Below are 24243 nucleotides of genomic sequence, written 5' to 3'. Positions count from 1 at the left end.
AATATAGCTGCCAGCGCTTGTGTACCAAGCGGTGGCAGCTATTTTATTGAGCAACCCGGTGCATCACCAGGCGCAGCGACTACATGCTGACTTACTGCGTCGTAGCTTCCGGCTGCACAGCTTTGAACAGCGCGGCCACCTTGCGCTTGGGCTTGATGTTGGCCGACACGCTGCTGCGCGGGGCCGACTTGGCGGACTCCCAGGCGGGGGCGGCGTCGGCGGCTGCATTGGCTTCGTAAGGCTTCTCGAAGAACGGGTCGCGCGACGGCACTGCGGGCCGAAAGCCGCGGTGCTGCTCGCGCGGCTCGCGGCCTTCGCGGCCACCACGGTGGTCGCGCTCTCGCTCACGTTCGCGTTCACGGCGTGGCGCTGCAGCGGCGATCGCATCGCGGCCGTCGCCCGTTTCACCGGCTTCACGCCAGGCACGGCGGCCATCGTTGATGCGGCCGCGGGGCTGGTCTTCGTCGTACTCGACCGCTTCGAGGTCGATCTTCTTCTTGATCAGCTTCTCGATGTCGGCCACCAGGCGCGTGTCGCTGCCGGACACCAGCGTCACCGCCAGGCCCGAGGCGCCCGCACGGCCGGTGCGGCCGATACGGTGCACATAGTCTTCGGCGTTGAACGGCACGTCGAAGTTGAACACCGCCGGCACGTCTTTGATGTCCAGGCCGCGGGCGGCCACATCGGTACACACCAGCAGGTCGACTTCACCCTTCTTGAAGGCCTCCAGCGCCTTCAGGCGCTCGTCCTGACTCTTGTCGCCGTGCAGCGCGGCGGTCTTGAGGCCTTCGCGCTCCAGGCTGCGGGCCAGGCGTGCGCAGCCTAGCTTGCTGTTCACGAAGATGAAGGCCTGCTTGATGCCCCGGGTCTTCAAGACCTGGTGGATCGCGCGGCGCTTGTCGTCGTCGTTGGCGCTGTAGAAGCGCTGCTCCACCGTGGACGCCGTCTCGTTGGGGCGAGCCACTTCGATGGTGATGGGGTTTTGCAGATAGCTGCCGGCCAGGCGCTTGATCTCGGGCGAGAACGTGGCGGAAAAAAGCAGCGTGGTGCGCTGCTTGGGCAGGTACGACAGGATGCGCTGCAGGTCAGGCAAGAAGCCGATGTCCAGCATGCGGTCCGCCTCGTCGAGCACCACGTACTCGACCTGGTTGAGCACCGCGTTCTTGGCCTCGATGTGATCGAGCAGGCGGCCTGGCGTGGCCACCAGCACTTCGACGCCTTTTTTCAGCTCGAGGGTCTGCGGCTTCATGTCCATGCCGCCGAACACCACGGTGCTGCGCAGCTTGGTGTGCTTGGCGTACAGCGCGATCTGCTGGGCCACCTGGTCGGCCAGCTCACGCGTGGGCAACAGCACCAAGGCGCGCACGGGGTGGCGTGCAGGCGATGTGGAGCTGTTCTCGTGCTTGAGCAGGCGCTGCAGCAGAGGCAGCGAGAAGGCGGCCGTCTTGCCGGTGCCGGTCTGGGCGGCGCCCATCACGTCCTGCCCGGTGAGCACGACCGGAATGGCCTGCTCCTGGATCGGCGTCATGGATTCGTAGCCCATTTCGGCCACGGCACGCGCCAGCGGCTCGGCCAGCGAAAGATTGGAAAAGGAACTTGTCATTAAGAGCGTGTTGGAAGGCGACGCTGAATATGTCTGAGCAATGTGACACCCCCGGGTTCGGGGCGGGCCGCAAGGCGCAAACCGTAGCGGTGACCATCGCCACCGCAAGGATTGCAACGCCGCAGATCGGGCCTCCCACGGGCGGGGTGCCGTGGGCAAGGGCCTGACTGGGCGTTGCGCTAGAACCTGCTCATGACCTTCCGCGGTCGGGGGCCGCGCGAGGTCATGAGCAGGCTCGCAGCCCTCTATTGTCGCACTGGTGGCCCAAAAAGCGATTTTTCAGGCAGGAATGGGGTGCGAGCGGGCCCGCTTTCCGTCGCCCAGAACGGCATTTGCTATGTTTTATATAGCTGCCAGCGCTTACCTATCAAGCGGTACCGGCAGTTTTGATCGATGTATCACTCCAGCACGGCGCGCAGCTGGCGTGTGGTCGCGGCCAGCCGGCGGGCCCCGATCATCGCGAGGTTATTCATCACCGTGAGCGCCGCCTCGGGGTACAGCCGGGCCCAGGCGTCGAACTGGTCGCGCGACAGGCGCACCAGTTGCGCAGGCCGCCGCTCGGCCCCGGCGCTCGCCGTGCGTGCTGCACCGTTCAGGAAAGCCATGTCGCCGAACGCCATGCCCGGACCGACAGTGGCGAGCCTCAGGCCCGTCTCGGGCGGCCACTGCGTGGCCAGCGTGATGTGGCCGGACTGCACCACCAGCAGGTCGCGGTCGTGGTCGCCCGCGCTGAAGACCACGCTGCGGGCGGGCACGGCCACGGGCACGAGCAGGGCCAGCAGCGCGGCGCCGGCCTCGGGGCCCACGCCCTCGCCGATCTCGCCCAGCAGGTCGCGCTCGGGGTGGGCGGGGCGCTGGTCGAGGGGCCGCTGCAGCAGGATGCCGGCCTCGGCCCATTCCAGCGCGCGGTCCAGGTCGGCAAAGCTGCGCACGTGCTCGCCCGCATGGTCACGCGCCAGCGGGTCGAGCCCCGCCACGGCGCCCGCGATGCCTTGCTGCGCCAGGTCGCGCACCAGCGCGCGCAGTTGGGCCAGCGCCGTGCTGTCCCAGGCCGGCACGCGCGCTGCATCCAGAATGACCCAGCGGTGGCGCGGCTGCAGCAGCATGCGCACCTGTTCGGCCAGGTGGGCGGCCACGCCGAAGGACATCACGCCCTGCAGCTCGAACACCGCCACCTGGTTCATGCGCGGTACGAGCCAGCTGTCCGATCCCGCGCGCCGCAGCCGGCGCGAGCGCAGCTCGCCATCCAGCCGCACATGCCGCAGCACCTTGGCGGCCGAGTCGTGCAGCAGCACGAAGGTGGCCACCACCAGGCCGGCCACCAGCGCACCCACGCCGCCCATCACCGCAAACACCAGCGCCACCTGCCAGCTCTGCGCCCAGGTCACGCGCGAGCGCCGGGCATAGCGCAGCGACCACATCAGTGCGGGCACCTGCAGCAGCCCCGCCAGCACCAGGCCGCCCGCCAGTCCCGCCATCGGCACCCAGTGCAGCCACCAAGCCCCGGTGACCGCCACGCCCAGCATGATGGCCGCATGCCAGCGCGGGCCGCTCGCCAGCCCCGGCGCGCCGCCCGAGCCCCCGGCCTGCGCCAGCAGGATGCGCGAGCGCGAAGCGCTGGTGGAGGCAGGGATCATCCCCGCCAGGCCGCACAGCACGCCCAGCAGGCTCTCGCGGCGCAGGGCCTGGTTGGCATTGCCGCGCAGGCCGTGGTCGAGCTCCAGCTCCTGGTTGAAGACCATGATCTCCAGGCTGTTGACCAGGGCCATGAGCAGCGCCAGCACCACCAGGGCCGAGCCGTGCTGCTGTGCCAGCGCCACCCAGGGGATGCCCGTCCAGTCGGGCCACAACGGCCCGGCAAACGCGCTGGCCTGCACCGCGGGGGCGAACACATCGCCCAGCCCCGCGCCCCACACGCCCGCCAGTGCCACCGCCAGTGCCACCAGCGCAACCGCCGTCAAAAGCCCGGGCGCGCGCGGCCAGCGCCAGCGCAGCGCCCAGGCCAGCGTCACCACGGTCAGGGCCGCCAGCGCATGCCAGAGCGTGCGCGCATCCCACAGCGCATCAGCGGCCCCGGCGCCAAAGCCGTTGCGCACCTGGCCCACCACCATCGACAAGCCCACGCCGGCCGCAAAACCATGCGTGACCGAGATCGGCAAGAACCGCGCGACAGATGCCAGCCGCAGCACCCCCAGCAGCCACTGAAAGACAAACGCCAGCGCCACGGTGGCCCCGCTCACCGCCAGCACCTGGCGCGCGCTCAGGCCCAGCTCCGGCGCCGCTCCATGGGCCGTGGCCAGCACGGCCGCAAACAGCAGCGCCACCACCGTGGTGGGCGCATAGACCACACCCGGGCGCGGCACCACCAGCGTGAGCAGCAGGCCTGGCAGCGCCGCCGACCACAGGGCCAGCGCGGCCAGCGAATGGTCCCCCGCCAGCGGAGCGAAGGCCAGCAGCCCCAGGCCCACGGCATGCGGCACGGTGACGGCAGCGGCAGACCAGGCTGCCGCTGCGCCCGATGCCTGGGGCGCAGCCGCCTCGGGCTCCAGCGTGTTCCAGCCGGTGGGCGATGGGGTCTGAAGCGGCGCAGGCCGTGACTGCTGGACGGATGGCATGAGAGAGGTGCTGCCGCTGCGATGGAGCCGACGATGGCGGTCTTGGGGCTGCGGCAGCAATTGCTACAAACTACCGCGGCACACCGCCCTTACAGGCTGCGGGACGTGAAGGTGTCGCACGCCTTCACGTTGCCGTTCTGCAGGCCGTTGTTGAACCAGCGCTGGCGCTGCGCACTGGTGCCGTGGGTGAAGCTCTCGGGCACCACGGCGCCGCCGCTGGAACGCTGCAGCGCGTCGTCGCCGATCTTGGCGGCCGCGTTCATCGCCTCTTCCACATCGCCCTTCTCCAGGATCTGGCGGGCGTTTTGTGCGTGGTGGGCCCACACGCCGGCAAAACAGTCGGCCTGCAGCTCCAGGCGCACCGACAGCTGGTTGTACTCAGCCTTGCTCACGCGGCCACGCATCTGGTCCACCTTGGCGCTGATGCCCAGCTGGTTCTGCACGTGGTGGCCCACCTCGTGGGCAATGACATAGGCCTGGGCAAAGTCGCCGGGCGCACCCAGCCGGTTCTTCAGGGTTTCATAAAAGCCCAGGTCGATGTAGACCTTCTGGTCGGCGGGGCAGTAGAACGGCCCCATCGCCGCCTGGCCTGTGCCGCAGGCCGTGGGCGTGGCACCGCGAAACAGCACGAGGCGCGGGTTCTGGTACTGGCCGCCGCCCTGGCGGAACACGGCCTGCCACACGTCTTCGGTGTCGGCCAGCACGGTGGACACGAAGCGCGCCATGGTGTCGTCCGCGGGCGGGCGGTGCGCCGGGCCCTGCGGTTGCTGCTGCTGCACTTGCGCCGGAGAGCCGCCGCTCAGCAGCCCCAAAATCGTCAGCGGGTTGATGCCCAGCACCCAGCCGCCCACCAGGGCGATCACGATGGTGCCGATGCCGATGCTGCGCCCGCCAAAGATGGGCGAGCCGCCCCCGCCGCCACCGCCCTCGTCCCGGCGGTCTTCCACATTGTCGGATTCGCGATTGCCTTCCCACTTCATGCCAGTCTCCAGCGCCCTCCTCCCTGGAAGGCATGGGCGCCATGTTACGCGCCAACAAGGGCGGCGCCGGGCAGATTACGATGGCCCACCTCGCTTCACGCCCGCCGCGCAGGCACCCCCCCATGCACCACCACGCCTCCCACTACGCGCCGCCCGCCGAGCCGGTGATCCTGCTCACCGGGTTCGACCCCTTCGGCGGCGACGCGCTGAACCCCAGCTGGCTCATCGCCCAGGCGCTGGATGGCCAGCGCATCGGCGGGCACAGGGTGGTGTCCGTGCAGTTGCCCACGGTGTTTGGCCGGTCGCTGCACCACTTGGGAGCGCTGATCGACGCGCACAAGCCTGCCCTGGTGGTGTGCCTGGGCCAGGCGGGCGGGCGGGCCGCACTCTCCATCGAGCGGGTGGGCATCAACGTCAACGACGCGCGCATCCCGGACAACATGGGCGCCCAGCCCGTCGACACGCCCGTGGTGCCCGGCGGGCCGGCCGCGTATTTCGCCAGCCTGCCCGTCAAGGCCATGCTGCGCGGCGTGCAGCGCGCCGGCGTGCCCTGCGAGGTGTCGCAGACGGCCGGCACCTTTGTCTGCAACCACGTGCTGTACGGGCTGATGCACCTGCTGGCCACGCGCCCTGCGGGCCCCCAGGGCGTGCGCGGTGGATTCGTCCACGTGCCCTGGCTGCCCGGGCAGGGCGCGCCCTACCTTCCGCTGCGCGACATGGTGCGGGGCCTGCATGCGGCCCTGTGGGCGGCCGTGTTGGCGCGTGAAGACATTGCGCTCGGAGCGGGCGCCACGCACTGACTCCCACCCGCGGCGCGGGGCCGAATGCGATCCCGCCGGCCAATGCCCCCTGAACTGGGGCTTGCCCGGCCCCCCGGTGCGCCGCGGCGTGTGTACATTTCCACCATGCCTTCTTCGCACCGCCCGGAGCCCTCCCGCACGCTGGACGCCGCCGCCACTGCCGCGCTGCTGCCCTGGACCGCGCTGGCCGACGAGATCGCCGCCGTGCTGCGGGATGCGTCGGTGCTGGTGCCGGCCCGCAGCGTGCTGCCCTTGCCCCTGGGCGGCACGCTGTTCGTCATGCCCGCCACCGACAGCCGGGTGGCCATGACCAAGCTCATCACCCTGACCCCGGCCAACGCGGGCACGCCCCGCCCCACCATCCAGGGTGATGTGGTGGTGTTCGACGTGGCCACGGGCGAGCGCCGCCTGGTGCTCGACGGTCCCACCATCACCGCACGCCGCACGGCGGCAGCGTCGCTGCTGGCCGCACGGCACCTGGCGCAGGAGCCGCAGGGGCCGTTGCTGGTCGTGGGCGCGGGCGTGCAGGGCTTTGCGCATGTCGAAGCCTTCGTGCAGGGCCTCGGGGTGCGGGACGTGCGCGTGGCGTCGCGCAGCGCGGCCAGCGCCGAAGCCCTGGCCCAGCACGCCCGCACCCTGGGCGCCAAGGCCCGCGTGGTGGCCGATGCAGAGGCCGAGGTGCGCCACTGCCCGCTGATCGTCACCTGCACCCCCGCGCACAGCGTGGTGCTGGGCACACCGCCGTTGGCCGATGCCTTCGTGGCGGCCGTGGGCGCCTACACCCCCACCATGGCCGAGCTGTCCCCCGCGCTGTGCCGACACATTGCGCAGCAGGGCCACATCGTGGTCGACACCCCCGACGCGCGCCACGAGGCGGGCGACCTGCTGCAGGCGGGCATTGACGTGGCCGACCTGCCCACCTTGGGCGATGTGCTGCAAGGCCCGCGCATCCAGCGCACCGGCCCCGTGCTCTTCAAGAGCTGCGGCTGGGCAGGGTGGGACCTGGCCGCGGCGCGGCTGGCGGTGCGTGCGCACGACCACGCAGGCGCTGCGGCCGTTACCGTCGGTACCGCCGAGCCGCGCCAATGGGCCACGCCATGAGGGTGCGGCGCTTTTCGGACCTCAGCCTGCGCTCGCAGATTGCGCTGGTGTTCGGCACCATCGTGGTCGCGCTGGCTGCCTTGCTGTCGCTGGGCTTCGGCGAGCTGATCAAGGTGCGCAACGAACGCGATGCGGGCGCCTCCTTGATGATGGTTGCCGAGAACGCGGGCAAGCTGCTGGCCAATGGCTTGCTGGACCGCAGCCGCGAAGCCGAAGTGCTGGCCGCCGCCGAGGTCGTCTGGGTCAAGGGACTGGACTCGCCGGAGGCCCACCACATGCTGTCGCGCAGCCAGGCCGCGCAGCCCAACAGCGTGTGGATCGGGGTGGCCGACGCGCAGGGCGTGGTGCGCAATGCGACGGGAGGGCTGCTGCTTGACCAGAGCGTGCTGGAGCGCCCCTGGTTCAAGGCCGGCATCGACAAGCTCTATGTGGGCGACGTGCACCCCGCCAAACTGCTCGAAAAACTGCTGCCGCCCCAGGCGTCGGGCGAGCCGTACCGGTTCGTGGACTTCGCCGCGCCCATCCGCATCGGCCCCACCACCGTGGGCGTGCTGGGCATCCACGGCAGCTGGGAGTGGACCGGCGAGGTCATCGAAAGCCTCACCCCGCCGCCCACCGAGGATTCCGCCCTGGAACTCTTCGTCTTCGACCGTGCAGGGCAGCTCATCTACGCCCCCGATGGCCAGACCCAGGCCCTGCAGGCGGCCGGCCAGCAGTTGCCCAAGCCCCCGCCCACGGCCCGGGGAGGGGCGGGCGACGGCACGCAGCCCGCCGTGGTCCGCTGGCTGGACGGGCGCGAGTACCTGACCGCCATCGCCCCGATGAAGCCCCGCAACACGGCCAGCGACCTGGGCTGGCGCGTCGTGGCCCGCGAGCCGGTCGAGCTGGCCTTTGCCGAGGCAGGCCGTACCGTGCGCCTGGCGCTGGTCATCGGGCTCACTGCCGCCATGGTGGCATCGGTGCTGGCGTGGCTCGCGGCGCGGCGGCTGAGCGACGACCTGTATTCGCTGGCCGATGCCGCGACGGCCGTGGAGGCCGAAACGCCCGGCACCCGCATCCCGCAGACGCGCAGCAGCCGCGAGGTGCGCAAGCTCTCGGGCGCGTTGCGACGCATGACGCACCACTTGCTCACCGCCCGCGAGGCCATGGAAGAAAAGGTGCGCATGCGCACGCTGGAGCTGGAAGCCGCAAACCGCGCCCTGGACCTGCAGGCCCGCACCGATGCGCTCACCGGCCTACTCAACCGCCGCGGGTTCGAAACGCAAATGGCTTTTGCACTGGCGCTGGCGCGGCGCGGCGGCCGCCCGCTGAGCCTGATCACCGTCGACGTCGACCACTTCAAGCGCGTCAACGACACCTACGGGCACGAAGCCGGCGACGAAGTGCTGAGGCGCCTGGCCCGCACGCTGGAGCTGCGCCTTCGCAATTCCGACGTGGTGGCGCGGGTGGGGGGCGAGGAGTTTGTGGCGCTGCTGCCCGACACCGACCTGGCAGGTGCGCGGTCCATCGCCGAGGCGCTGGTAACCGCCATGGACGACCAGCACGACCCCGTGGTCGGCCACATCACCGTGAGTGCGGGCGTGGCCACCATGCACGGCCTGTACGACGATGGCGCCGACATGCTGCGGCGTGGCGATGCAGCTCTGTACGAAGCCAAAGGCCAGGGACGCAATCGGGTCTGCGTGGAGACCTGAGGGACCTGAGGGCTGTTACACCAGGAGCAGGTGTCCGCGTCCTTGCTCGTCCATCTCGGCTGCTACGCGGCAACCTTCAGGCGCCGCGGCGTCGAAGTAGACCTGCAAGCGGGCTGCCAGCGCGCCAAGGCTTTCGTCGCGCGAGTCGTAGGCGGCATTCAGGCGGCTCTGGGCATAGGGCCGGTGGCCCAGCATCATGTCGGTGTTGACACAGTGGCCCGCAGCGGCCATCTTGAGCACAAAAACGTTGAGCAAATCGCAGGGCCAGTAGGTGGCGTGGTGCGGCATGCCGACAAACGCTGCCGCGCGGCGTTGCGAGGCAAACGATGCGTCTGTGGTGAGGGAAAAATCAGCGCCCCGGTTTTGCGCGGGTGCCGAGGGTGCAGCAAAGGTCAGCATGGGGAACTCCTTTTTGTCTCACCACCAGACCATCTGGAGGCTTGACACCATGCTAAGAACCTTACTTGCGCTTGCACTTCAGCCGATGGACCATGCCTGTGTAGGACACCGGCTGTGCGCACCGCCCGCCCGCGGCTGAGCGCCTGCGGGGCCACCCCGTTGCCTGGGTGGCTGGGTGGCTGTGTAGCGGCGGGAATCAGGCCTTGGGCAGCGTGACGCCGACCTGCCCCTGGTACTTGCCTCCGCGGTCGCGGTAGCTCACCTCGCACACATCGTCCTTGTCGCTCTCGAAGAACAGCACCTGTGCACAGCCTTCGCCGGCGTAGATGCGGGCCGGCAGCGGCGTGGTGTTGGAAAACTCCAGCGTCACGTAGCCTTCCCACTCGGGCTCGAACGGGGTCACGTTCACGATGATGCCGCAGCGGGCATAGGTGCTCTTGCCCAGGCAGATGGTCAGCACGTTGCGCGGAATGCGGAAGTACTCCATGGTGCGCGCCAGCGCAAAGCTGTTGGGCGGGATGATGCAGCTGTCGCCATGAAAGTCCACGAAGCTCTTCTCGTCGAAGTTCTTCGGGTCCACCACGGTGCTGTGGATGTTGGTGAACACCTTGAATTCGGGCGCGCACCGGATGTCGTAGCCGTAGCTGCTGGTGCCGTAGCTGATGATCTTGCGGCCTTCGGCCTCGCGCACCTGGCCGGGCTCGAAGGGCTCGATCATCCCGTGCTCGGCGGCCATGCGGCGGATCCATTTGTCGCTCTTGATGCTCATCGGTCAACTCCCTGCGCAGTGGCCCGGGCGGTCGACAAACAACGACAAACGTCCGGGCGCTATGAAATATGTAGCTGGTAGCGCTTGATCATCAAGCGCAAGGGAACCTCTGCACGAATCGAGCGGAAAGTGGGGGCTGCGGATCGGGAGGGGCTGCAAGGCGCAAAACGGAGCAATAGCCGTAGCTATTGCGAGTATTTGCAACGCCGCAGACTGCCCGAGACCGCAGATGCCCACGGCGCGGTGATTCGTGCAGAGGTTCCCTGGGCTTATTTTGCTTGAGAAATCACCGTCTCTTCCACCACGCGGTCATCCCCCAGCACGATCAGCGCAAACAATAGCTCATCCAGGTTGCGCGCCTGGGCCGTCTTGCGCTCCAACAGGGGCGTGGCGCGGGGGTTCAGCACCACGAAGTCCGCCTCGCAGCCCGGCTGCAGGTTGCCCAACACGCCCGCCAAGCCCAGCGCCTGGGCCGCGCCCGCCGTGTGCTGCCACCACAGCTGCTGGGGCGACAAGCTCAGGCCCTGCTTGCTCTGGCCCTCGCGGCCCACGTAGTAAGCCGCCAGCATGGTGTGGAACGGGCTGAAGCTGGTGCCCCCGCCCACGTCGCTGGCCAGGCCGTAGCCAAAGCCCACGCGGTCCGCGCCCGCATAGTCGAAAAAGCCGCTGCCCAGGAACAGGTTGCTCGTGGGGCTGACGGCCGCCACGGTGCCGGTGTCACGCATCAGCGCGCGGTCGTCGTCGTCGAAATGGATGCAGTGGGCGTACACCGCACGCTCGCGCATCAGGCCGAAGTCGTCGTACACCGCCAGGTAGCTGCGCGACGCGGGGAACAGCTCGCGCGCCCAACGGATCTCGTCCAGGTTCTCGGCCACGTGCGACTGAATCCACACGTCGGGGTAGCGCGCGGCCAGATCGCCCGCGCCGCGCAGCTGCTCGGGCGTACTGGTGGGGGCAAAGCGCGGCGTGATGGCGTAGCCCAGGCGGTCCACGCCGTGCCAGCGGCGGATGAGTACTTCGGTGTCGAGCAGGCTCTGCTCCGTGTCGTCGCGCACGCCGTCGGGGGAATGCCGGTCCTGCAGCACCTTGCCGGTGATCAGGCGCAGCTGGCGGCGCTGCGCCTCGGTGAACAGCGCGTCCACGCTGGCCGGGTGCGAGGTGGCAAACGTCAGCGCCGTGGTCACGCCGTTGCGCAGCAGCTCGTCGACGAAAAAGCCCGCCACCTGGGCGCCGTAGGCCGGGTCGACAAAACGCGACTCGTGCGGAAACGTGTAGTTCTCCAGCCAGGGCAGCAGGCCGTCCGCGGGCGAGCCGATCACGTCGGTCTGCGGAAAGTGGATGTGCATGTCCACGAAGCCCGGCGCCAGAATCCGGCCCGGAAGGTGCGTGACGGGGTGGCCGGCGTACTGGTGGGCGAGCGCTTGCCAAGCACCCGCCGCCACCACGCGCTGGCGGCCCTTCGCATCGGGGCCGACGGCCAAGAGGCCGTCTTCTTCATACAGCGCCGATCCATCGTCGGCAAAGCGCAAAAGGGCTGAGCGGTATACGTGCATGGGCGCTAGCTTAGCGGCGGCTGTGGCCCCGGACATACGCTGCGTGCAATAAACGCTATGGCCTGCGCGCCGACGCAGCCCAGGTAACCGCGTCAGCGGGTGATGCGGCCCTGCACGCCTTCCACCAGCCAGTTCATCTGCAGGATCTGTGCATCCGTCAGGGACTGGCCGGCAGCGATCACTTCGCGCCCTTCGTTGTCGCGCACTGCGGCCTTGGTACCCGCGCGGAACGGCTGCAGCTGCCCCGCGCCGATGGCCTTCTGTGCGGCCAGCACCTCCTGCTGCACGGCGGGCGGCACCTTGGGGCCGAAGTCGCCCACGCGGATCAGGCCCTCGCGCACGCCGCCCCAGAGGTTGCCGCTCTTCCAGGTGCCGTTTTGCACCGCGCGCACGCGGTCGGTGTAGTAGCGGCCCCATTGGTGGGTGACGGCGACGATCTGCGCGTCCGGCCCGGCTTTGCGCATGTCGGAGTGGTAGGCCACGGCCATCTTGCCGCGCTCCTGCGCTGCGGCCATCACCGCGGTGGATCCGGTGTGAAACGCCATCACGTCCACGTCCTGGTTGAAGAGCACCATGGCCGCATCGCGCTCCTTGGGCGGGTCGAACCACACGTTGATCCACACCACCTTGACGGTGGCCTGCGGGTTGACCGAGCGCATGCCCAGCGTGAACGCGTTGATGCCCTGCAGCACTTCGGGGATCGGAAAGCCCGCCACGTAGCCCGCCACGCCGGTCTTGCTCATGCGGCCCGCCGCGATGCCCGCAAGATACCGGCCCTCGTAGTAGCGAGCATTGGCCGCCGCCACGTTGGGCGCGGTCTTGTAGCCGGTGATGGACTCGAACTTCACGTTCGGATAGTCCTGCGCCACCTTGAGCGTGGGCTCCATGTAGCCGAAGCTGGGCGTGAAGATGATCTGATGCCCCGTGGCCGCCAGGTCGCGGATCACGCGCTCGGCGTCGGCCCCCTCGGCCACGTTTTCCACAAAGGTGGTTTGCACCTGTGCGCCCAGCGCCGCCTCCACGGCCTTGCGGCCCTCGTCGTGCTGGCGCGTCCAGCCGGCTTCGGTGATGGGGGAGACGTAGACGAAGCCCGCCTTGACGGGCTGCTGCGCTGGCGCGGGGGCAGGTGGTTTGGCACCGGCCGGGGTTTGGGAGACAGCGGGAAAGGTGATGAAAACGGCGCCCGCCAGCGCACTCACACAAGCCGCACGCAGTGCGGTGGCGAGGTTTTTGTACATGGTGTTCCTCTACATGGCCCAGGTTGAAAAGCGGAGCCACCGCAGGGCGGCGGTGGTCCACGAAAAAAATCGGTCGGTCAGTGGTTCAGTCGATGGTCCTGCGGTCGGTGGGCAGTTCGGCAAACGGTTCGCTGGACAGGTCGATGGTGAACAGGTCGATAGTGATGGGTGCCGGGCAGGCTGTGGGGCGGCGCCCACCCTTCGCCTGCATCGACGCCCCCATCAGCCCAGGCGCGGCACCCTGAGGCGTGCGGAGTCCGACACGGTACCGCCCAGGCGGAAGGCGCCCACCACTTCGGACAGGCGCGCGGCCTGGTCCTTCAGGCTCTCGGCGGCTGCGGTGGATTCCTCCACCAGCGCGGCATTTTGCTGCGTCATCTGGTCCAGCTGGCTCACCGCCACGTTCACCTGGCCTATGCCCAGGCTCTGCTCCGACGCTGCGGCGCTGATCTCGCCAATGATGTCGGTCACGCGGCGCACCGAGCTCACGATCTCGGTCATGGTCGTACCGGCGTTCTGCACCAGGGCAGAGCCCGACTCGACCTTCTCCACCGACACGCTGATGAGCGCCTTGATCTCCTTGGCAGCCTCGGCACTGCGCTGTGCCAGGCTGCGCACTTCGGTGGCCACCACGGCAAACCCGCGGCCCTGCTCGCCTGCACGGGCCGCTTCGACGGCCGCATTGAGCGCGAGGATGTTGGTCTGGAAGGCGATGCCGTCGATGGTGCCGATGATGTCCGCGATCTTCTTGCTGCTGGTGTTGATCTCGTCCATGGTGCTCACCACCTGCGAGACCACCGCGCCACCGCGCTCGGCCACGGCAGCGGCCGATGCGGCCAGCTGGTTGGCCTGCACGGCCGAATCAGCGCTCTGGCGCACGGTGCTGGTCAGCTCTTCCATGGAGCTGGCGGTTTCCTGCAGGCTGCTGGCGGTCTGCTCGGTGCGCGCGCTCAGGTCCTGGTTACCGATGGCGATCTGCGTGCTGGCTGTGGAGATGCTGTCCACCACGCCACGCACTTGCTGCAGCGAGCCTTGCAGCGCGCTGCGCATCAGGTCCAGCGCGCGCAGCAGGCGGCCGGTTTCGTCGTTGGCGTAGCTGGCTTCGGGCTGGCCGGTCAAGTCCATGTCGGCGATGGCTTCGGCAATGGCCTCGGCATGGCGCAGCGGGCGCGTGATGCTGGTGGCCAGCAGCCAGGCCAGCAAGGCGCCCAGCAGCAGCGAGACGCCGGTGCAGACCTGCAGCAGCAGGGTGGTCTGTGCGCGCAGGGTTTCGCTGCGCTTGCCGGCGTCGTCCAGCTGCGCGCGCTGCGCGTCCACCATCTGCTGCACGCCTGCGAGATAACTGCGCGAGGTGGGCTCAAAGCGCTCACTGAACACCTTGTTGGCGCTCTCGGCGTCGCCCGCCTGCTTGAACTTGCTCACTTCCTCGCGCGCCGCAAGGTAGTCCTTGCGCAGCTGGCCCACCTGGTCGAAGAGCTTCTTCTCTTCGGGCGTGTCCATCTTGGATTCGATGAACTTTTGCAGCTCGTTGGTGTTGCGGATCGACTCGGCCGTGGCCGGTGCGAAGTACGGGATCAGGCTCGCGTCGCTGCTCTTGGCGATGGCCGCGGCGCGCTGCACGCCCGACGTGGTGTGGCGCAGCCAGTCGGCCCCCGCGCGCTCGGTCTTGATGTTGTCGGACACCATGGTGTCGATCTCCTGGCCCAGTTGGCCGAGCTTGACCACCGCCACCACGCTGCTGGCAAAAAACAGGGCCAGGATCAGGCCCAGCACCAAAGTGAGGCGCTTGCCGATGGAAATTTGACTGAGAAACATGGGGGAAAGCTCCGTGGTGGCGCGGGCGCGCGCCTCGCCAGCCCATGGTCCATGGGCTGAGGGGGTCTGGATCGAGGGAAGTCAAAACGGGGGTGCGGCTGACGGCGCCCCAGGATGCGGGCCTCAGCCCGCTCGTACAAAAACTCACAATTCTAGGGTTTACCCGAAAATTTAGCTAGTCCTGCACCAAATGGGGGATAAAACCAAGGCCTCTGGAGGGCCTGTGAAGGCGGCTGCACCATGAGCCATCCCGCAACGCAGCGCGAGAGTGGTCCGTTCTCAGTAGTCATGCTCCACACAGCGCTCGAAGGTCTCCTTGAGCTTGTGCTCCCACGTACGCTTGTCGGCATTGCCTGCAAAGCTGGCTTCGAAGCTGTTGAAAGCGAGCTGGTAGGCGTGCTTGGCCGTGAGGTGCGTGGCGGCGAACACCTGGGTGAAGTTGTCGTTGATGTAGCCGCCAAAGTACGCCGGGTCGTCCGAGTTGACCGTGGCCGCCAGCCCTGCGTCGAGCAGCTTGCCCAGGTTGTGGTCCGCCAGGTCGGGGAACACGCGCAGCTTGTGGTTGGACAGCGGGCACACCGTGAGCGCGATGCGGTCCTGCGCCAGGCGCTGCATCAGCGCCGCGTCGTGCACCGCCTGCACGCCATGGTCGATGCGCTCGACCTTGAGCACATCGAGTGCGCTCCAGATGTACGCCGGTGGCCCCTCTTCCCCCGCATGCGCGACCAAGCGCAGGCCCAGTTCGCGGCAGCGGGCGAACACGCGCGCGAACTTCTCGGGCGGGTGGCCCACTTCGCTCGAATCCAACCCCACGCCCACGATCTTGTCCAGGAAGGGCTGTGCCTGCTCCAGCGTCTCGAACGCGGACTCTTCGCTCAGGTGGCGCAAGAAGCACAGGATCAGCGTGGCGCTGATACCGAGCTCGGTGCGCGCGTCCTGGCAGGCGCGGTGAAGGCCGTTGATCACGGTCTCCATCGCCACGCCGCGGGCCGTGTGGGTCTGCGGGTCGAAGAAGATCTCGGCGTGCAGCACGTTGTCGTGCGCGGCGCGGACCAGGTAGGCGCGCGCCATGTCGTAAAAATCCTGCTCGTGCAGCAGCACGCTGGCACCGGCGTAGTAGATGTCGAGAAAGCTCTGCAGGTTGGTGAAGGCATACGCGCTGCGCAGTGCTTCCACGCTGGCGTAGGGCAAGGCCACCGCATTGCGCTGCGCCAGCGCGAAGATGAGCTCGGGCTCGAGCGAGCCTTCGATGTGGATGTGCAGTTCTGCCTTGGGCATGGCGCGCAGCAGCGCAGGCAGGCGCTCGGCGGAGATGGGCGGGACTTTGAACATGGCGGCCTGGCCTCTCATTTTTCTGTGGGGATGGGCCACATCATGCACCGGCATGGCACCAACGAAAAGGGCCGCACAAAGCGGCCCTGGGGCATTGTCGCGATCCACCTTGCAGGCACCGCACGGCGCCCGCCGAGGTGTTCACAAAGGCGTCTTACTACTTCTTGTCGCCGCCGGGGATCTTGCCTTCCACGCCCTTGACGTAGAAGTTCACGCCGCCGAGGAATTTGTCGTCGGCCACGGCGTCCTTTTCCAGCACGGCCTTGCCGTCCTGGCCGACGATGGGGCCCTTCCAGATCACGAAGCTGCCGTCGGCCAGGCCCTTCTTGACTTCTTCGACCTTGGCCTTGGTGTCGGCGGGCACGTCTTCAGCGATGGAGACGATGTCGATCGCGCCTTCCTTCACGCCCCACCAGCTTTGGCCGGTGGCCCACTTGCCTTCCAGGGCGTCCCGGGTGGCCTTGGTGTAGTACGGGCCCCAGTTGATCACGGCCGATGCCAGGTGGGCCTTGGGGCCATAGGCGGTCATGTCCGAATCCCAGCCGAAGGCGCGCTTGCCCTTTTCCTGCGCCGTCTTGAGCACGGCGGGCGAATCGGTGTTCTGGAACAGCACGTCGGCGCCGCCGTTGATCAGCGACGTGGCGGCTTCGGTTTCCTTCGGCGGGCTGAACCATTCGTTCACCCAGACCACCTTGGTCTTGATCTTGGGGTTGACCGACTGCGCACCCAGCGTGAAGCTGTTGATGTTGCGGATCACTTCAGGGATCGGCACCGAGCCCACCACGCCCAGCGTGTTGGTCTTGGTCATGGCACCGGCGATCACGCCGGCCATGTAGGCACCTTCGTAGGTGCGGCTGTCGTAGGTGCGCACGTTCTCGGCGGTCTTGTAGCCGGTGGCGTGCTCGAACTTCACGTCCTTGAAGTCCGGGGCGATCTTCTGGATGGACTCCATGTAGCCGAAGGTCGTGCCGAAGATCAGCTTGTTGCCCTGGCCGGCCAGGTCGCGCAGCACGCGCTCGGCGTCGGCGGACTCGGGCACGCTTTCGACGAAGCTCGTCACGACCTTGTCGCCGAATTCCTTCTCGATGGCCTTGCGGCCGTTGTCGTGGGCGAACGACCAGCCGCCGTCACCGACAGGGCCGACGTACGCGAACGCGATCTTCAGAGGCTCGGCCTTGGGCGCAGGGGCCTCTGCCGCAGGAGCCGGTGCGGGCGCGGGGGCCGGTGCCGGTTCTTCCTTCTTGCCACAGCCCACGAGCGCGGCGGCGGCAACGGCGGAGAGCGCTGCCACCTTGAGCAGGGAGCGTTTCTGCAGATCAGTCATGTCGGTTTCCTTATGGATGAAGAGAGGTTAACAACGGCAAACGCACGAAAACGGTGATTATGGTCCGATCTACCGGGCAGTAACCAAAGGTTTTTCAGCTCCTGCAGCCCGGATGCAAGACCCGGGCCACGGAGGCAGTTTCTGCAAAATGCCCGGCGCGGCTCAGGAGCCCGGATAGAACGGCTTGCCCAGCGACGCCGGCATGTTGATGCGGATCCACGCCGGGTTGCGCGATATCAGCGCCAGCACCACGATGGTCGCCACGTACGGCAGCATCGACAGCAGCTGGCTGGCCACCTGCACGCCCGTGGCCTGCAGGTGGAACTGCAGCATCGTCACGCCGCCGAACAGGTAGGCCCCCAGCAGCACCCGCGCGGGGCGCCAGGTGGCAAAGGTGGTCAGCGCCAGCGCGATCCAGCCGCGGCCGGCCACCATGCCTTCGACCCACAGCGGGGTGTAGACGGTGGAGATGTACGCGCCCGACAGCCCGCACAGCGCGCCCCCGGCCACCACGGCAGCCAGGCGGATGCGGCGCACCGGGTAGCCCAGCGCATGGGCGGACTCGGGCGACTCGCCCACCGAGCGCAGCACCAGGCCCGCGCGCGAGCGGTACAAAAACCAGATGAGCGCCGCCACCAGCACCATCGTCAGGTACACCAGCGGGTGCTGCTGGAACAGCGCGGGCCCGAGCAGCGGCACGTCGGACAGCACCGGGATGGCGTACTTGGGCAGCTCGGGCAGCTTGGCCTGCACGAAGCTGATGCCCGCAAAGGCCGAGAACCCCACCCCGAACAGCGACAGCGCGAGCCCGGTGGCGTACTGGTTGGTGTTGAGCCAGATCACCAGCACACCGAAGATGGCCGCCAGCAGCGCCCCGGCAGCCATGCCCGCGGCAAAGCCCAGCCAGGTGTTGCCCGTGTGCACCACGGTGGCAAACCCGGCGATGGCGGCGCAGAGCATCATGCCCTCGGCCCCCAGGTTCACGATGCCGGCCTTCTCGTTGATGAGCAAGCCCAGGGCCGCGATGGCCAGGACCGTGCCGGCGCTCAAGGTGGCGCCGATGAGGAGTGCGTAGGATTCCATCAGGCCACCACTTTCTTGGCGCCTACCCAGCGAACGCGGTAGGCAATGAGTGTGTCGCAGGCCAGCAGCGTGAACAGCAGCAAGCCCTGGAACACGCCGGTGAGCGACTTGGGCAGCCCCAGGCGCGACTGCGCCAGCTCGCCGCCGATGTAGAACATGCTCATCAAAATGGCCGACAGGATCATGCCCACCGGGTGCAGCCGCCCGACAAACGCCACGATGATGGCCGCAAAGCCATAGCCCGCCGGCACGTACGGCGTGAGCTGACCGATGGGCCCGGCCACCTCCAGCGCGCCCGCCAGGCCCGCTGCACCGCCCGAAATGAGCAGTGCCGTCCACAGCGCCCGGCGCGATGAAAAGCCCGCGTACCGCGCCGCCGCTGGCGCCAACCCGCCCACCTGCTGGGCAAAGCCCGCGCGGGTGCGGAACAAAAACACCCACAGCGCCGCAGCCCCGGCCAGCGCCAGCAGCAGCCCGATGGACATGCGCGAGCCCTGCATCAGCCGCGGGATCTGCGTGACCTTCTCGAACGTCTTGGTCTGCGGGAAGTTGTAGCCCATGGGGTCCTTCCACGGGCCGTAGACCAGGTAGCCCAGCACCAGCGTGGCCACGTACACCAGCATCAGGCTGACCAGGATTTCATTGGCGTTGAACTTGTCGCGCAGCAGGGCCGTGAGCCCCGCCCACGCCATGCCGCCCAGCACGCCCGCCACCAGGATGGCGGGCACGATCCACGGCCCGGTGGTCTTGTCGGCCAGCAGCGCCACGCCGCCGGCCACCACGGCACCGATGACGAACTGGCCCTCGGCACCGATGTTCCACACGTTGGAGCGAAAGCACACCGCCAGACCGAGCGCGATGAGCAACAGCGGCGTGGCCTTGACCATGAGTTCGCCGATGGCGTACTGCGTCTTGATGGGCTCCCAGAAGAACACCTGCAGCCCGCGCACCGGGTCCTTGCCCAGCGCGGCGAACAGCGCGATGCCGATCAGCACCGTGAAGGCCAGCGCCAGCAGCGGCGAGCCGTAGGTCCAGAGTTTGGACGCCTGGGGGCGCGGTTCGAGCTTAAGCATGCTGCACCTCCCCCACCTTGGCGCTGTGGGCGCTGTGAACGTTCTGGGCCAGATGGGCCTGCACGTCGGCATGCCACAGGCCACTCATCCATTCGCCGATCTGCTCCACCGTGGCATCGGCGCGCGGTACCGAGGGCGACAGGTGCCCCTTGGCCACCACATGCAGCCGGTCGCAGATTTCGAACAGTTCATCCAGCTCTTCACTGACCACCAGCACCGCGCAGCCGGCATCGCGCAGCGCCAGGATGGAGCCGCGGATCTGCGCCGCCGCACCCACGTCCACGCCCCAGGTGGGCTGCGAGACGATGAGCAGCTTGGGGTTGGCGTCGATCTCACGCCCCACGATGAACTTTTGCAGATTGCCGCCCGACAGCGATTTGGCCGCCGCGTGCGGGCCGCCCGCCTTCACGTTGAAGCGCTCGATCAGCGCCTTGGCATGCGCCTCCAGCGCACCCACCTTGATCCAGCCGCTGCCCGCCACCGAGTTGGTGCGCGTGAGCAGCAGGTTGTGCGCCAGGCCCATGGTGGGCACGGCGCCCCGGCCCAGGCGCTCCTCGGGCACGAAGTGCAGGCCCAGCGCACGGCGCTGCCCGGGGCGCATGCGGCCCGCGTTCTGCCCGGCCACCTGGATGGCGGCGGGCTCCGCCCGCGTGTCCTCGCCCGACAATGCGTACAGCAGCTCCTTCTGGCCGTTGCCGGACACTCCGGCAATGCCCACCACCTCGCCCGCCTTGACCTCGAACTGCAGGTCGACCAGGTCCACGCCGAACTGGTCCGCGCGCGGCAGCGACAGGCCCTGCACACGCAGCACCGTGGCGCCGGTCTGCACCGCGCGGTGCTCCAGCGCCGGCGGCTCGGCGCCGATCATCAGGCGCGAGAGCGACGCGTTCGATTCCTCGGCCGGGTTGCACACGCCCGTGACCTTGCCACCGCGCAGCACGGTGCAGGCGGTGCACAGCGCACGGATCTCGTGCAGCTTGTGGCTGATGTAGAGGATGCTGCAGCCCTCGCTGGCCAGCTGGCGCAGCACGACGAAGAGTTTTTCGACCGCCTGGGGCGTGAGCACCGAGGTGGGCTCGTCCAGGATCAGCACCTTGGGGTTGGTGAGCAGCGCACGGATGATCTCCACCCGCTGCATCTCACCCACGCTCAGGGTGTGCACCGGGCGCAGGGGGTCGATGTCGAGGCCGTACTCGGCCGCCTTGGCAGTGATGCGCTGCGTGACCTCGGGCAGCGACAGGCTCTTGTCCAGGCCCAGCCAGACGTTCTCGGCCACCGTGAGCGTGTCGAACAAACTGAAGTGCTGGAACACCATGGCGATGCCCAGCGCGCGCGCCTCCTGCGGGTTGCGCACCTGCACGGCCTGGCCGTTGAAGTGCACGCTGCCCTCGTCGGGCTTGACCGAGCCGTAGATGATCTTCATCAGCGTGGACTTGCCCGCGCCGTTCTCGCCCAGCACGGCGTGGATCTCGCCGGGCAGCACCGTCAGCGACACGCCGCTGTTGGCCACCACGGCCGGGTAGCGCTTGGTGATGCCCGCGAGCTGCAGCCGGGGCGGCGGTGCGCCCGGACCACCCGGGGCGCTGGAGGTAGGAGGTGAACTCATGCGGGGATTGTCTCTCAGTTTTATGACTTGTTTTTGGAATGAAAATACCGCCTTGCGCTTGCTCCGTATGCGCTAGCAGCTATTCTTTTCGTAGCGACGCAGCCACGGTCTTCACGCAGTCGCGCAGCCAGATGGCCGCCGCCGAATGGTGGGTGCGCGCATGCCACAGCTGGTAGTACATCAGGCGCGGAAAGGGCACGGGGCTGGGCAAGATGGCCAGCGGCAGCTGGTCAACGTAGCGTTCGCAGTACTGGCGGCCGGTGGTCAGCACCAGCAGGCTCGATGCCACGATGGGCGGTATGGCGCTGAAGTGCGCGCAGCGTGCGGTGATGTTGCGGGCCATGCCCAGGCTGTCCAGGTGCGCGTCGATCACGCCACGCGCACCCGGGTGGGTGGGGGTGGGCGCGATGTGCTCGGCGGCCAGCCAGCTCTCGGCGTCCCAGCCCCGGCGCACGGCCGGGTGCTCGCGGCTGACCAGGCACACCACCTCGTCGCCGAACAGGCGGCCCATGTGCAGGTCGTCGGGCGGCTGCGGCCAGTTGCCGATGACCACATCGACCTCGCCCTGGGCCAGGTGCGCGTGGTAGTGGGCGTCGGCCGACAGCGGCAATATCTCGATCGGGCACAGCGGTGCCTCGACCTTCAGGCGCGCGACCAGCTGGGGCAGGAAAAGCGGGTCCAGGTAGTCGCTGGCCGCCACGCGGAAGGTGCGGGTGGACGTGCGCGGATCGAACCCCCGCGCATCGGAGAACAGCGCTTCGGCCGAGCGCAGGATGGCCCCTGCGGGCTCCACCATGCGCAGCGCGGCGTCGGTGGGCATCATGTTGGCACCCGATCGCACCAGCAGCGGGTCGCCCGCCAGGTCCCGCAGGCGCTTGAGCGCGGCAGACACGGCCGGCTGGTGCATGCCCAGCCGGACGGCGGCCCTCGATACGCTGCGTTCTGTGAGCACGGTGTGCAAGACCCTTATGAGATGGAGGTCTATCTTGTCGAAAAGGGCGTGGTCTCTCATACGGGGGCCTGCATTCCTGTCATACGGCATCGTGTATGCCGTGCGGCGCGGGGCTGCGCAACGCACCGCAAGGGGCTTGCCAATCTTCACATAGAACGCCGCGCCAGCAGCAGCGCGCAAGGCAAAAGTCCCGCGACCGGGCTGCGGGTTGACGGCGACTGCCCGGTCGTGGCCGACCACGCCGCAGGTACATTTGTCGGTTGCGCGGCCCACGCATCCGCCTGCGCGCAAGCGCTCCTCCTGTTCCCCCTGCATGAATCCCACACCGCACATCCAAGGCTGGTGCCCCGGCGCCTGGCAGCCCATGGCCTCGGGCGACGGGCTGGTGGTGCGCGTGCGCCCGCCGCTGGGCTGGCTGACCCTGCACCAGGCACTGCGGCTGTCGCGCCTGGCGCAGGTGCACGGTGCGGGCACGCTGGAGCTGTCGAGCCGCGCCAACGTGCAGCTGCGCGGCGTGCCGCCCGAGCGCCATGCCGCGTTGCTGCGATCCCTGGCGGCCTGCGGGCTGCTGGATGCGGATGCACGCAGCGAGCGCCTGCGCAATGTAGTGGTCGACCCGCTGCACCGGCTCGGCGACGGGGTGCAGGCGCTGGCTTTGGCGCTGCACCAGGCGCTGGCGCAGTCGCCAGAACTGGACGCCCTGCCCGCCAAGTTCGGCTGGTCCATCGACGGCGGATATTCGACTTGGCTGCATGGCGTGTCGGCGGACATCCGCCTGCTGCGCGCACCGGGCCCGGGCACCACCGCATGGTGTGTGCAGCCCGATGGACTGCGCTGGGCGCTGGCGGCAAACAACCAGCAAGACGCTGTGGCTGCAGGCCTGGCACTGGCACGCTGGTTTGCACAACGTTGCGTGCGCCAGAAAGCCTTGGGGCAACGGCCCGGACGCATGGCCGCCTGTGCAAAAGAACTGGAAAGCGCACTTCATCACCCTGCTGACGAAAATTCCACGGCCACGTCATCCACGTCTCTGGAATGGCTGACGAGCCTGCCTGCGGGCGTGGCGTGGGTGCCGGCCGACGGGGTGGTCTCTGCACAAGCGTCAGAGCCGCCCCTTGAAGGCGATGCCCTGCCCTGCCTGGTGCCCGGCGTCGGCACGCTGGTGGCGGCCCCGCTGGGGCGGGTGCCTGCCCAAGCGTGGGCCGAAATGGTTTGCGCAGCGCGCCGCAGCGGCGTCACGGGCCTGCGCATCACGCCGTGGCGCATGGTGTTGCTGGAATCTGGCTCCGACGCCGTTGGCGGCGGCAGGCAGGGATGTGATGCCGCGGCGGGCCTCCCATCCAGCCCGCACTGGATCACCCACCCCGACGACCCGCGCCTGCGCGTTTCCGCGTGCACCGGCGCCCCGGGCTGCCCGCAGGCCCACGCCCCCACCCAGGCCCTGGCGCTGACCTGCGCGCCCCACGTGCCGCCGGGCGCGCACCTGCACGTGTCGGGCTGCGCCAAAGGCTGCGCGCGCCAGGCGCCGGCCACGGTCGCTCTGCGGGCGGAAGCGACCGAACGCGGACCGATTTGGGCGGTGATTCGCCAAGGGACTGCCAGCCAGGTCACCGATGAGCGCATGAAGGAGGCCATCCTGCAAGACAATCCCGGGTTGTTGTTTGCAAAGAATTCATGCTCCACCGCTACGAAACCCAGGGCGCCGAGATCTACCGGCAGTCCTTTGCCACCATCCGGCGCGAAGCCGAGCTGAGCCGCTTCACCCCCGTCGAAGAGCGCGTCGTGGTGCGCATGATCCACGCCGCGGGCATGGTCGAGCTGGCCCCGCTCGTGATGTTCTCCCCCGGCATGGCCGAGGCCGCGCGCCAGGCGCTGCAGGACGGCGCCCCCGTGCTGTGCGATGTGCGCATGGTGAGCGAGGGCATCACCCGCACCCGCCTGCCCGCCACCAACCCCATCATCTGCACGCTGCAGGACGAGCGGATACCCGCTCTCGCCCAGCAACTGGGCACCACGCGCAGCGCCGCGGCGGTGGAGCTGTGGCGCCCGCAGCTGCAGGGCGCCGTGGTCGCCATCGGCAACGCACCCACAGCCCTGTTCCACCTGCTCAACATGCTGCAGGAGCCCGGTTGCCCGCGCCCTGCGGCCATCATCGGCTGCCCGGTGGGCTTCATCGGCGCGGCCGAATCCAAAGATGCCCTGATGCACGACCTGCCCGTGCCGGCGATGATCGTGCGCGGCCGCCTGGGCGGCTCTGCGATGACGGTGGCCGCCATCAACGCACTGGCCAGCGATGTCGAGTAGCG

20 protein-coding genes are annotated in these 24243 nt (G+C 68.5%); 5 read left to right on the top strand and 15 right to left on the bottom strand.

Annotated features, from left to right (window positions below; genetic code table 11):
• Positions 1-91: 91 nt before the first annotated feature.
• The 3 genes from ASF16_RS13485 to ASF16_RS13475 form a co-directional block, all read right to left on the bottom strand.
• Positions 92-1603: a DEAD/DEAH box helicase gene (locus tag ASF16_RS13485; protein WP_056167829.1), complete on the bottom strand. Its 1512-nt coding sequence runs from the start codon at positions 1601-1603 to the stop codon at positions 92-94.
• Between the two features lie 398 nt (positions 1604-2001).
• Positions 2002-4218 carry a SulP family inorganic anion transporter gene (locus ASF16_RS13480; RefSeq protein WP_082516913.1) on the bottom strand — a complete coding sequence of 739 codons (2217 nt, stop codon included), beginning with the start codon at positions 4216-4218 and terminating at the stop codon, positions 2002-2004.
• Positions 4219-4307: 89 nt separating this feature from the next.
• Positions 4308-5198, bottom strand: coding sequence for a neutral zinc metallopeptidase (locus ASF16_RS13475; RefSeq protein ID WP_056167827.1), 891 nt, complete (start codon positions 5196-5198; stop codon positions 4308-4310).
• Positions 5199-5320: 122 nt separating this feature from the next.
• Between ASF16_RS13475 and pcp the strand changes: the two genes are divergently transcribed.
• The 3 genes from pcp to ASF16_RS13460 all read left to right on the top strand — a co-directional run bounded on the left by pcp (position 5321) and on the right by ASF16_RS13460 (position 8793).
• Positions 5321-5998 carry a pyroglutamyl-peptidase I gene (pcp, locus tag ASF16_RS13470; RefSeq protein WP_056167825.1) on the top strand — a complete coding sequence of 226 codons (678 nt, stop codon included), beginning with the start codon at positions 5321-5323 and terminating at the stop codon, positions 5996-5998.
• Positions 5999-6103: 105 nt separating this feature from the next.
• Positions 6104-7099, top strand: coding sequence for a delta(1)-pyrroline-2-carboxylate reductase family protein (locus tag ASF16_RS13465; RefSeq protein ID WP_056167822.1), 996 nt, complete (start codon positions 6104-6106; stop codon positions 7097-7099).
• The gene (locus ASF16_RS13460; RefSeq protein ID WP_235507368.1) at positions 7084-8793 is read left to right on the top strand and encodes a diguanylate cyclase; all 1710 of its coding nucleotides are present in this window, start codon (positions 7084-7086) and stop codon (positions 8791-8793) included. Before ASF16_RS13465 ends, ASF16_RS13460 begins: the two co-directional genes overlap by 16 nt.
• 15 nt (positions 8794-8808) lie before the next feature.
• On the opposite strand, the gene ASF16_RS13455 is transcribed toward ASF16_RS13460, so the two are convergent.
• The 12 genes from ASF16_RS13455 to ASF16_RS13405 all read right to left on the bottom strand — a co-directional run bounded on the left by ASF16_RS13455 (position 8809) and on the right by ASF16_RS13405 (position 21997).
• Entirely contained in the window at positions 8809-9192 is a 384-nt protein-coding gene (locus ASF16_RS13455) for a hypothetical protein (RefSeq protein WP_056167820.1), read from the bottom strand.
• 196 nt (positions 9193-9388) lie between these two features.
• Positions 9389-9961, bottom strand: a complete 573-nt coding sequence (dcd, locus tag ASF16_RS13450) for a dCTP deaminase (protein WP_056167817.1) — start codon at positions 9959-9961, stop codon at positions 9389-9391.
• Positions 9962-10230: 269 nt separating this feature from the next.
• Complete coding sequence (guaD, locus tag ASF16_RS13445; protein WP_056167814.1) at positions 10231-11514, bottom strand: guanine deaminase; 1284 nt, start codon at positions 11512-11514, stop codon at positions 10231-10233.
• A 92-nt stretch (positions 11515-11606) separates the two neighbouring features.
• Positions 11607-12752 carry a BMP family ABC transporter substrate-binding protein gene (locus ASF16_RS13440; protein ID WP_056167812.1) on the bottom strand — a complete coding sequence of 382 codons (1146 nt, stop codon included), beginning with the start codon at positions 12750-12752 and terminating at the stop codon, positions 11607-11609.
• Between the two features lie 85 nt (positions 12753-12837).
• Complete coding sequence (locus tag ASF16_RS26980; RefSeq protein WP_255354955.1) at positions 12838-12963, bottom strand: hypothetical protein; 126 nt, start codon at positions 12961-12963, stop codon at positions 12838-12840.
• 11 nt (positions 12964-12974) lie between these two features.
• On the bottom strand, positions 12975-14567 hold the full coding sequence (locus ASF16_RS13435; RefSeq protein ID WP_056167808.1) for a methyl-accepting chemotaxis protein: 1593 nt from the start codon (positions 14565-14567) through the stop codon (positions 12975-12977).
• 279 nt (positions 14568-14846) lie between these two features.
• A complete protein-coding gene (locus tag ASF16_RS13430; protein ID WP_056167804.1) occupies positions 14847-15899 on the bottom strand; it encodes an adenosine deaminase in 1053 nt (350 codons plus the stop codon).
• 157 nt (positions 15900-16056) lie between these two features.
• On the bottom strand, positions 16057-17223 hold the full coding sequence (locus ASF16_RS13425) for a BMP family ABC transporter substrate-binding protein (protein ID WP_056167802.1): 1167 nt from the start codon (positions 17221-17223) through the stop codon (positions 16057-16059).
• 162 nt (positions 17224-17385) lie between these two features.
• Positions 17386-18306, bottom strand: coding sequence for an ABC transporter permease (locus ASF16_RS13420; RefSeq protein ID WP_056167799.1), 921 nt, complete (start codon positions 18304-18306; stop codon positions 17386-17388).
• The gene (locus tag ASF16_RS13415; protein ID WP_056167796.1) at positions 18306-19379 is read right to left on the bottom strand and encodes an ABC transporter permease; all 1074 of its coding nucleotides are present in this window, start codon (positions 19377-19379) and stop codon (positions 18306-18308) included. The genes ASF16_RS13420 and ASF16_RS13415 overlap by 1 nt, the downstream gene beginning before the upstream one ends.
• Entirely contained in the window at positions 19372-20985 is a 1614-nt protein-coding gene (locus tag ASF16_RS13410) for an ABC transporter ATP-binding protein (protein WP_056167794.1), read from the bottom strand. Before ASF16_RS13410 ends, ASF16_RS13415 begins: the two co-directional genes overlap by 8 nt.
• 79 nt (positions 20986-21064) lie before the next feature.
• On the bottom strand, positions 21065-21997 hold the full coding sequence (locus tag ASF16_RS13405; protein ID WP_082485921.1) for a LysR family transcriptional regulator: 933 nt from the start codon (positions 21995-21997) through the stop codon (positions 21065-21067).
• 253 nt (positions 21998-22250) lie between these two features.
• Between ASF16_RS13405 and cobG the strand changes: the two genes are divergently transcribed.
• Both cobG and ASF16_RS13395 read left to right on the top strand, forming a co-directional pair.
• Positions 22251-23690 (top strand): precorrin-3B synthase, encoded by a 1440-nt coding sequence (gene cobG, locus ASF16_RS13400; protein ID WP_082516911.1) that lies wholly within the window; start codon positions 22251-22253, stop codon positions 23688-23690.
• Positions 23612-24241, top strand: a complete 630-nt coding sequence (locus ASF16_RS13395) for a precorrin-8X methylmutase (RefSeq protein WP_056167792.1) — start codon at positions 23612-23614, stop codon at positions 24239-24241. Before cobG ends, ASF16_RS13395 begins: the two co-directional genes overlap by 79 nt.
• The last annotated feature ends 2 nt before the right edge of the window (positions 24242-24243 follow it).

It is taken from the genome of Acidovorax sp. Leaf78, from assembly GCF_001422735.1.
In the GTDB taxonomy this organism is placed as follows: Bacteria; Pseudomonadota; Gammaproteobacteria; order Burkholderiales; family Burkholderiaceae_C; genus Acidovorax.
Note: the sequence above shows the minus strand (reverse complement) of the source record. Positions and strands in the feature narration are given on the sequence as shown.

Coding starts and splice junctions, on each gene's coding strand:
- guaD (WP_056167814.1), bottom strand. CDS start 11,514: ATGCACGTATACCGCTCAGCCCTTTTGCGCTTTGCCGACGATGGATCG.
- dcd (WP_056167817.1), bottom strand. CDS start 9,961: ATGAGCATCAAGAGCGACAAATGGATCCGCCGCATGGCCGCCGAGCAC.
- ASF16_RS13480 (WP_082516913.1), bottom strand. CDS start 4,218: ATGCCATCCGTCCAGCAGTCACGGCCTGCGCCGCTTCAGACCCCATCG.
- ASF16_RS13485 (WP_056167829.1), bottom strand. CDS start 1,603: ATGACAAGTTCCTTTTCCAATCTTTCGCTGGCCGAGCCGCTGGCGCGT.
- pcp (WP_056167825.1), top strand. CDS start 5,321: ATGCACCACCACGCCTCCCACTACGCGCCGCCCGCCGAGCCGGTGATC.
- ASF16_RS13475 (WP_056167827.1), bottom strand. CDS start 5,198: ATGAAGTGGGAAGGCAATCGCGAATCCGACAATGTGGAAGACCGCCGG.
- ASF16_RS13410 (WP_056167794.1), bottom strand. CDS start 20,985: ATGAGTTCACCTCCTACCTCCAGCGCCCCGGGTGGTCCGGGCGCACCG.
- ASF16_RS13430 (WP_056167804.1), bottom strand. CDS start 15,899: ATGTTCAAAGTCCCGCCCATCTCCGCCGAGCGCCTGCCTGCGCTGCTG.
- cobG (WP_082516911.1), top strand. CDS start 22,251: ATGAATCCCACACCGCACATCCAAGGCTGGTGCCCCGGCGCCTGGCAG.
- ASF16_RS13460 (WP_235507368.1), top strand. CDS start 7,084: ATGGGCCACGCCATGAGGGTGCGGCGCTTTTCGGACCTCAGCCTGCGC.
- ASF16_RS26980 (WP_255354955.1), bottom strand. CDS start 12,963: ATGCAGGCGAAGGGTGGGCGCCGCCCCACAGCCTGCCCGGCACCCATC.
- ASF16_RS13465 (WP_056167822.1), top strand. CDS start 6,104: ATGCCTTCTTCGCACCGCCCGGAGCCCTCCCGCACGCTGGACGCCGCC.
- ASF16_RS13425 (WP_056167802.1), bottom strand. CDS start 17,223: ATGACTGATCTGCAGAAACGCTCCCTGCTCAAGGTGGCAGCGCTCTCC.
- ASF16_RS13420 (WP_056167799.1), bottom strand. CDS start 18,306: ATGGAATCCTACGCACTCCTCATCGGCGCCACCTTGAGCGCCGGCACG.
- ASF16_RS13435 (WP_056167808.1), bottom strand. CDS start 14,567: ATGTTTCTCAGTCAAATTTCCATCGGCAAGCGCCTCACTTTGGTGCTG.
- ASF16_RS13455 (WP_056167820.1), bottom strand. CDS start 9,192: ATGCTGACCTTTGCTGCACCCTCGGCACCCGCGCAAAACCGGGGCGCT.
- ASF16_RS13415 (WP_056167796.1), bottom strand. CDS start 19,379: ATGCTTAAGCTCGAACCGCGCCCCCAGGCGTCCAAACTCTGGACCTAC.
- ASF16_RS13405 (WP_082485921.1), bottom strand. CDS start 21,997: ATGAGAGACCACGCCCTTTTCGACAAGATAGACCTCCATCTCATAAGG.
- ASF16_RS13440 (WP_056167812.1), bottom strand. CDS start 12,752: ATGTACAAAAACCTCGCCACCGCACTGCGTGCGGCTTGTGTGAGTGCG.
- ASF16_RS13395 (WP_056167792.1), top strand. CDS start 23,612: ATGCTCCACCGCTACGAAACCCAGGGCGCCGAGATCTACCGGCAGTCC.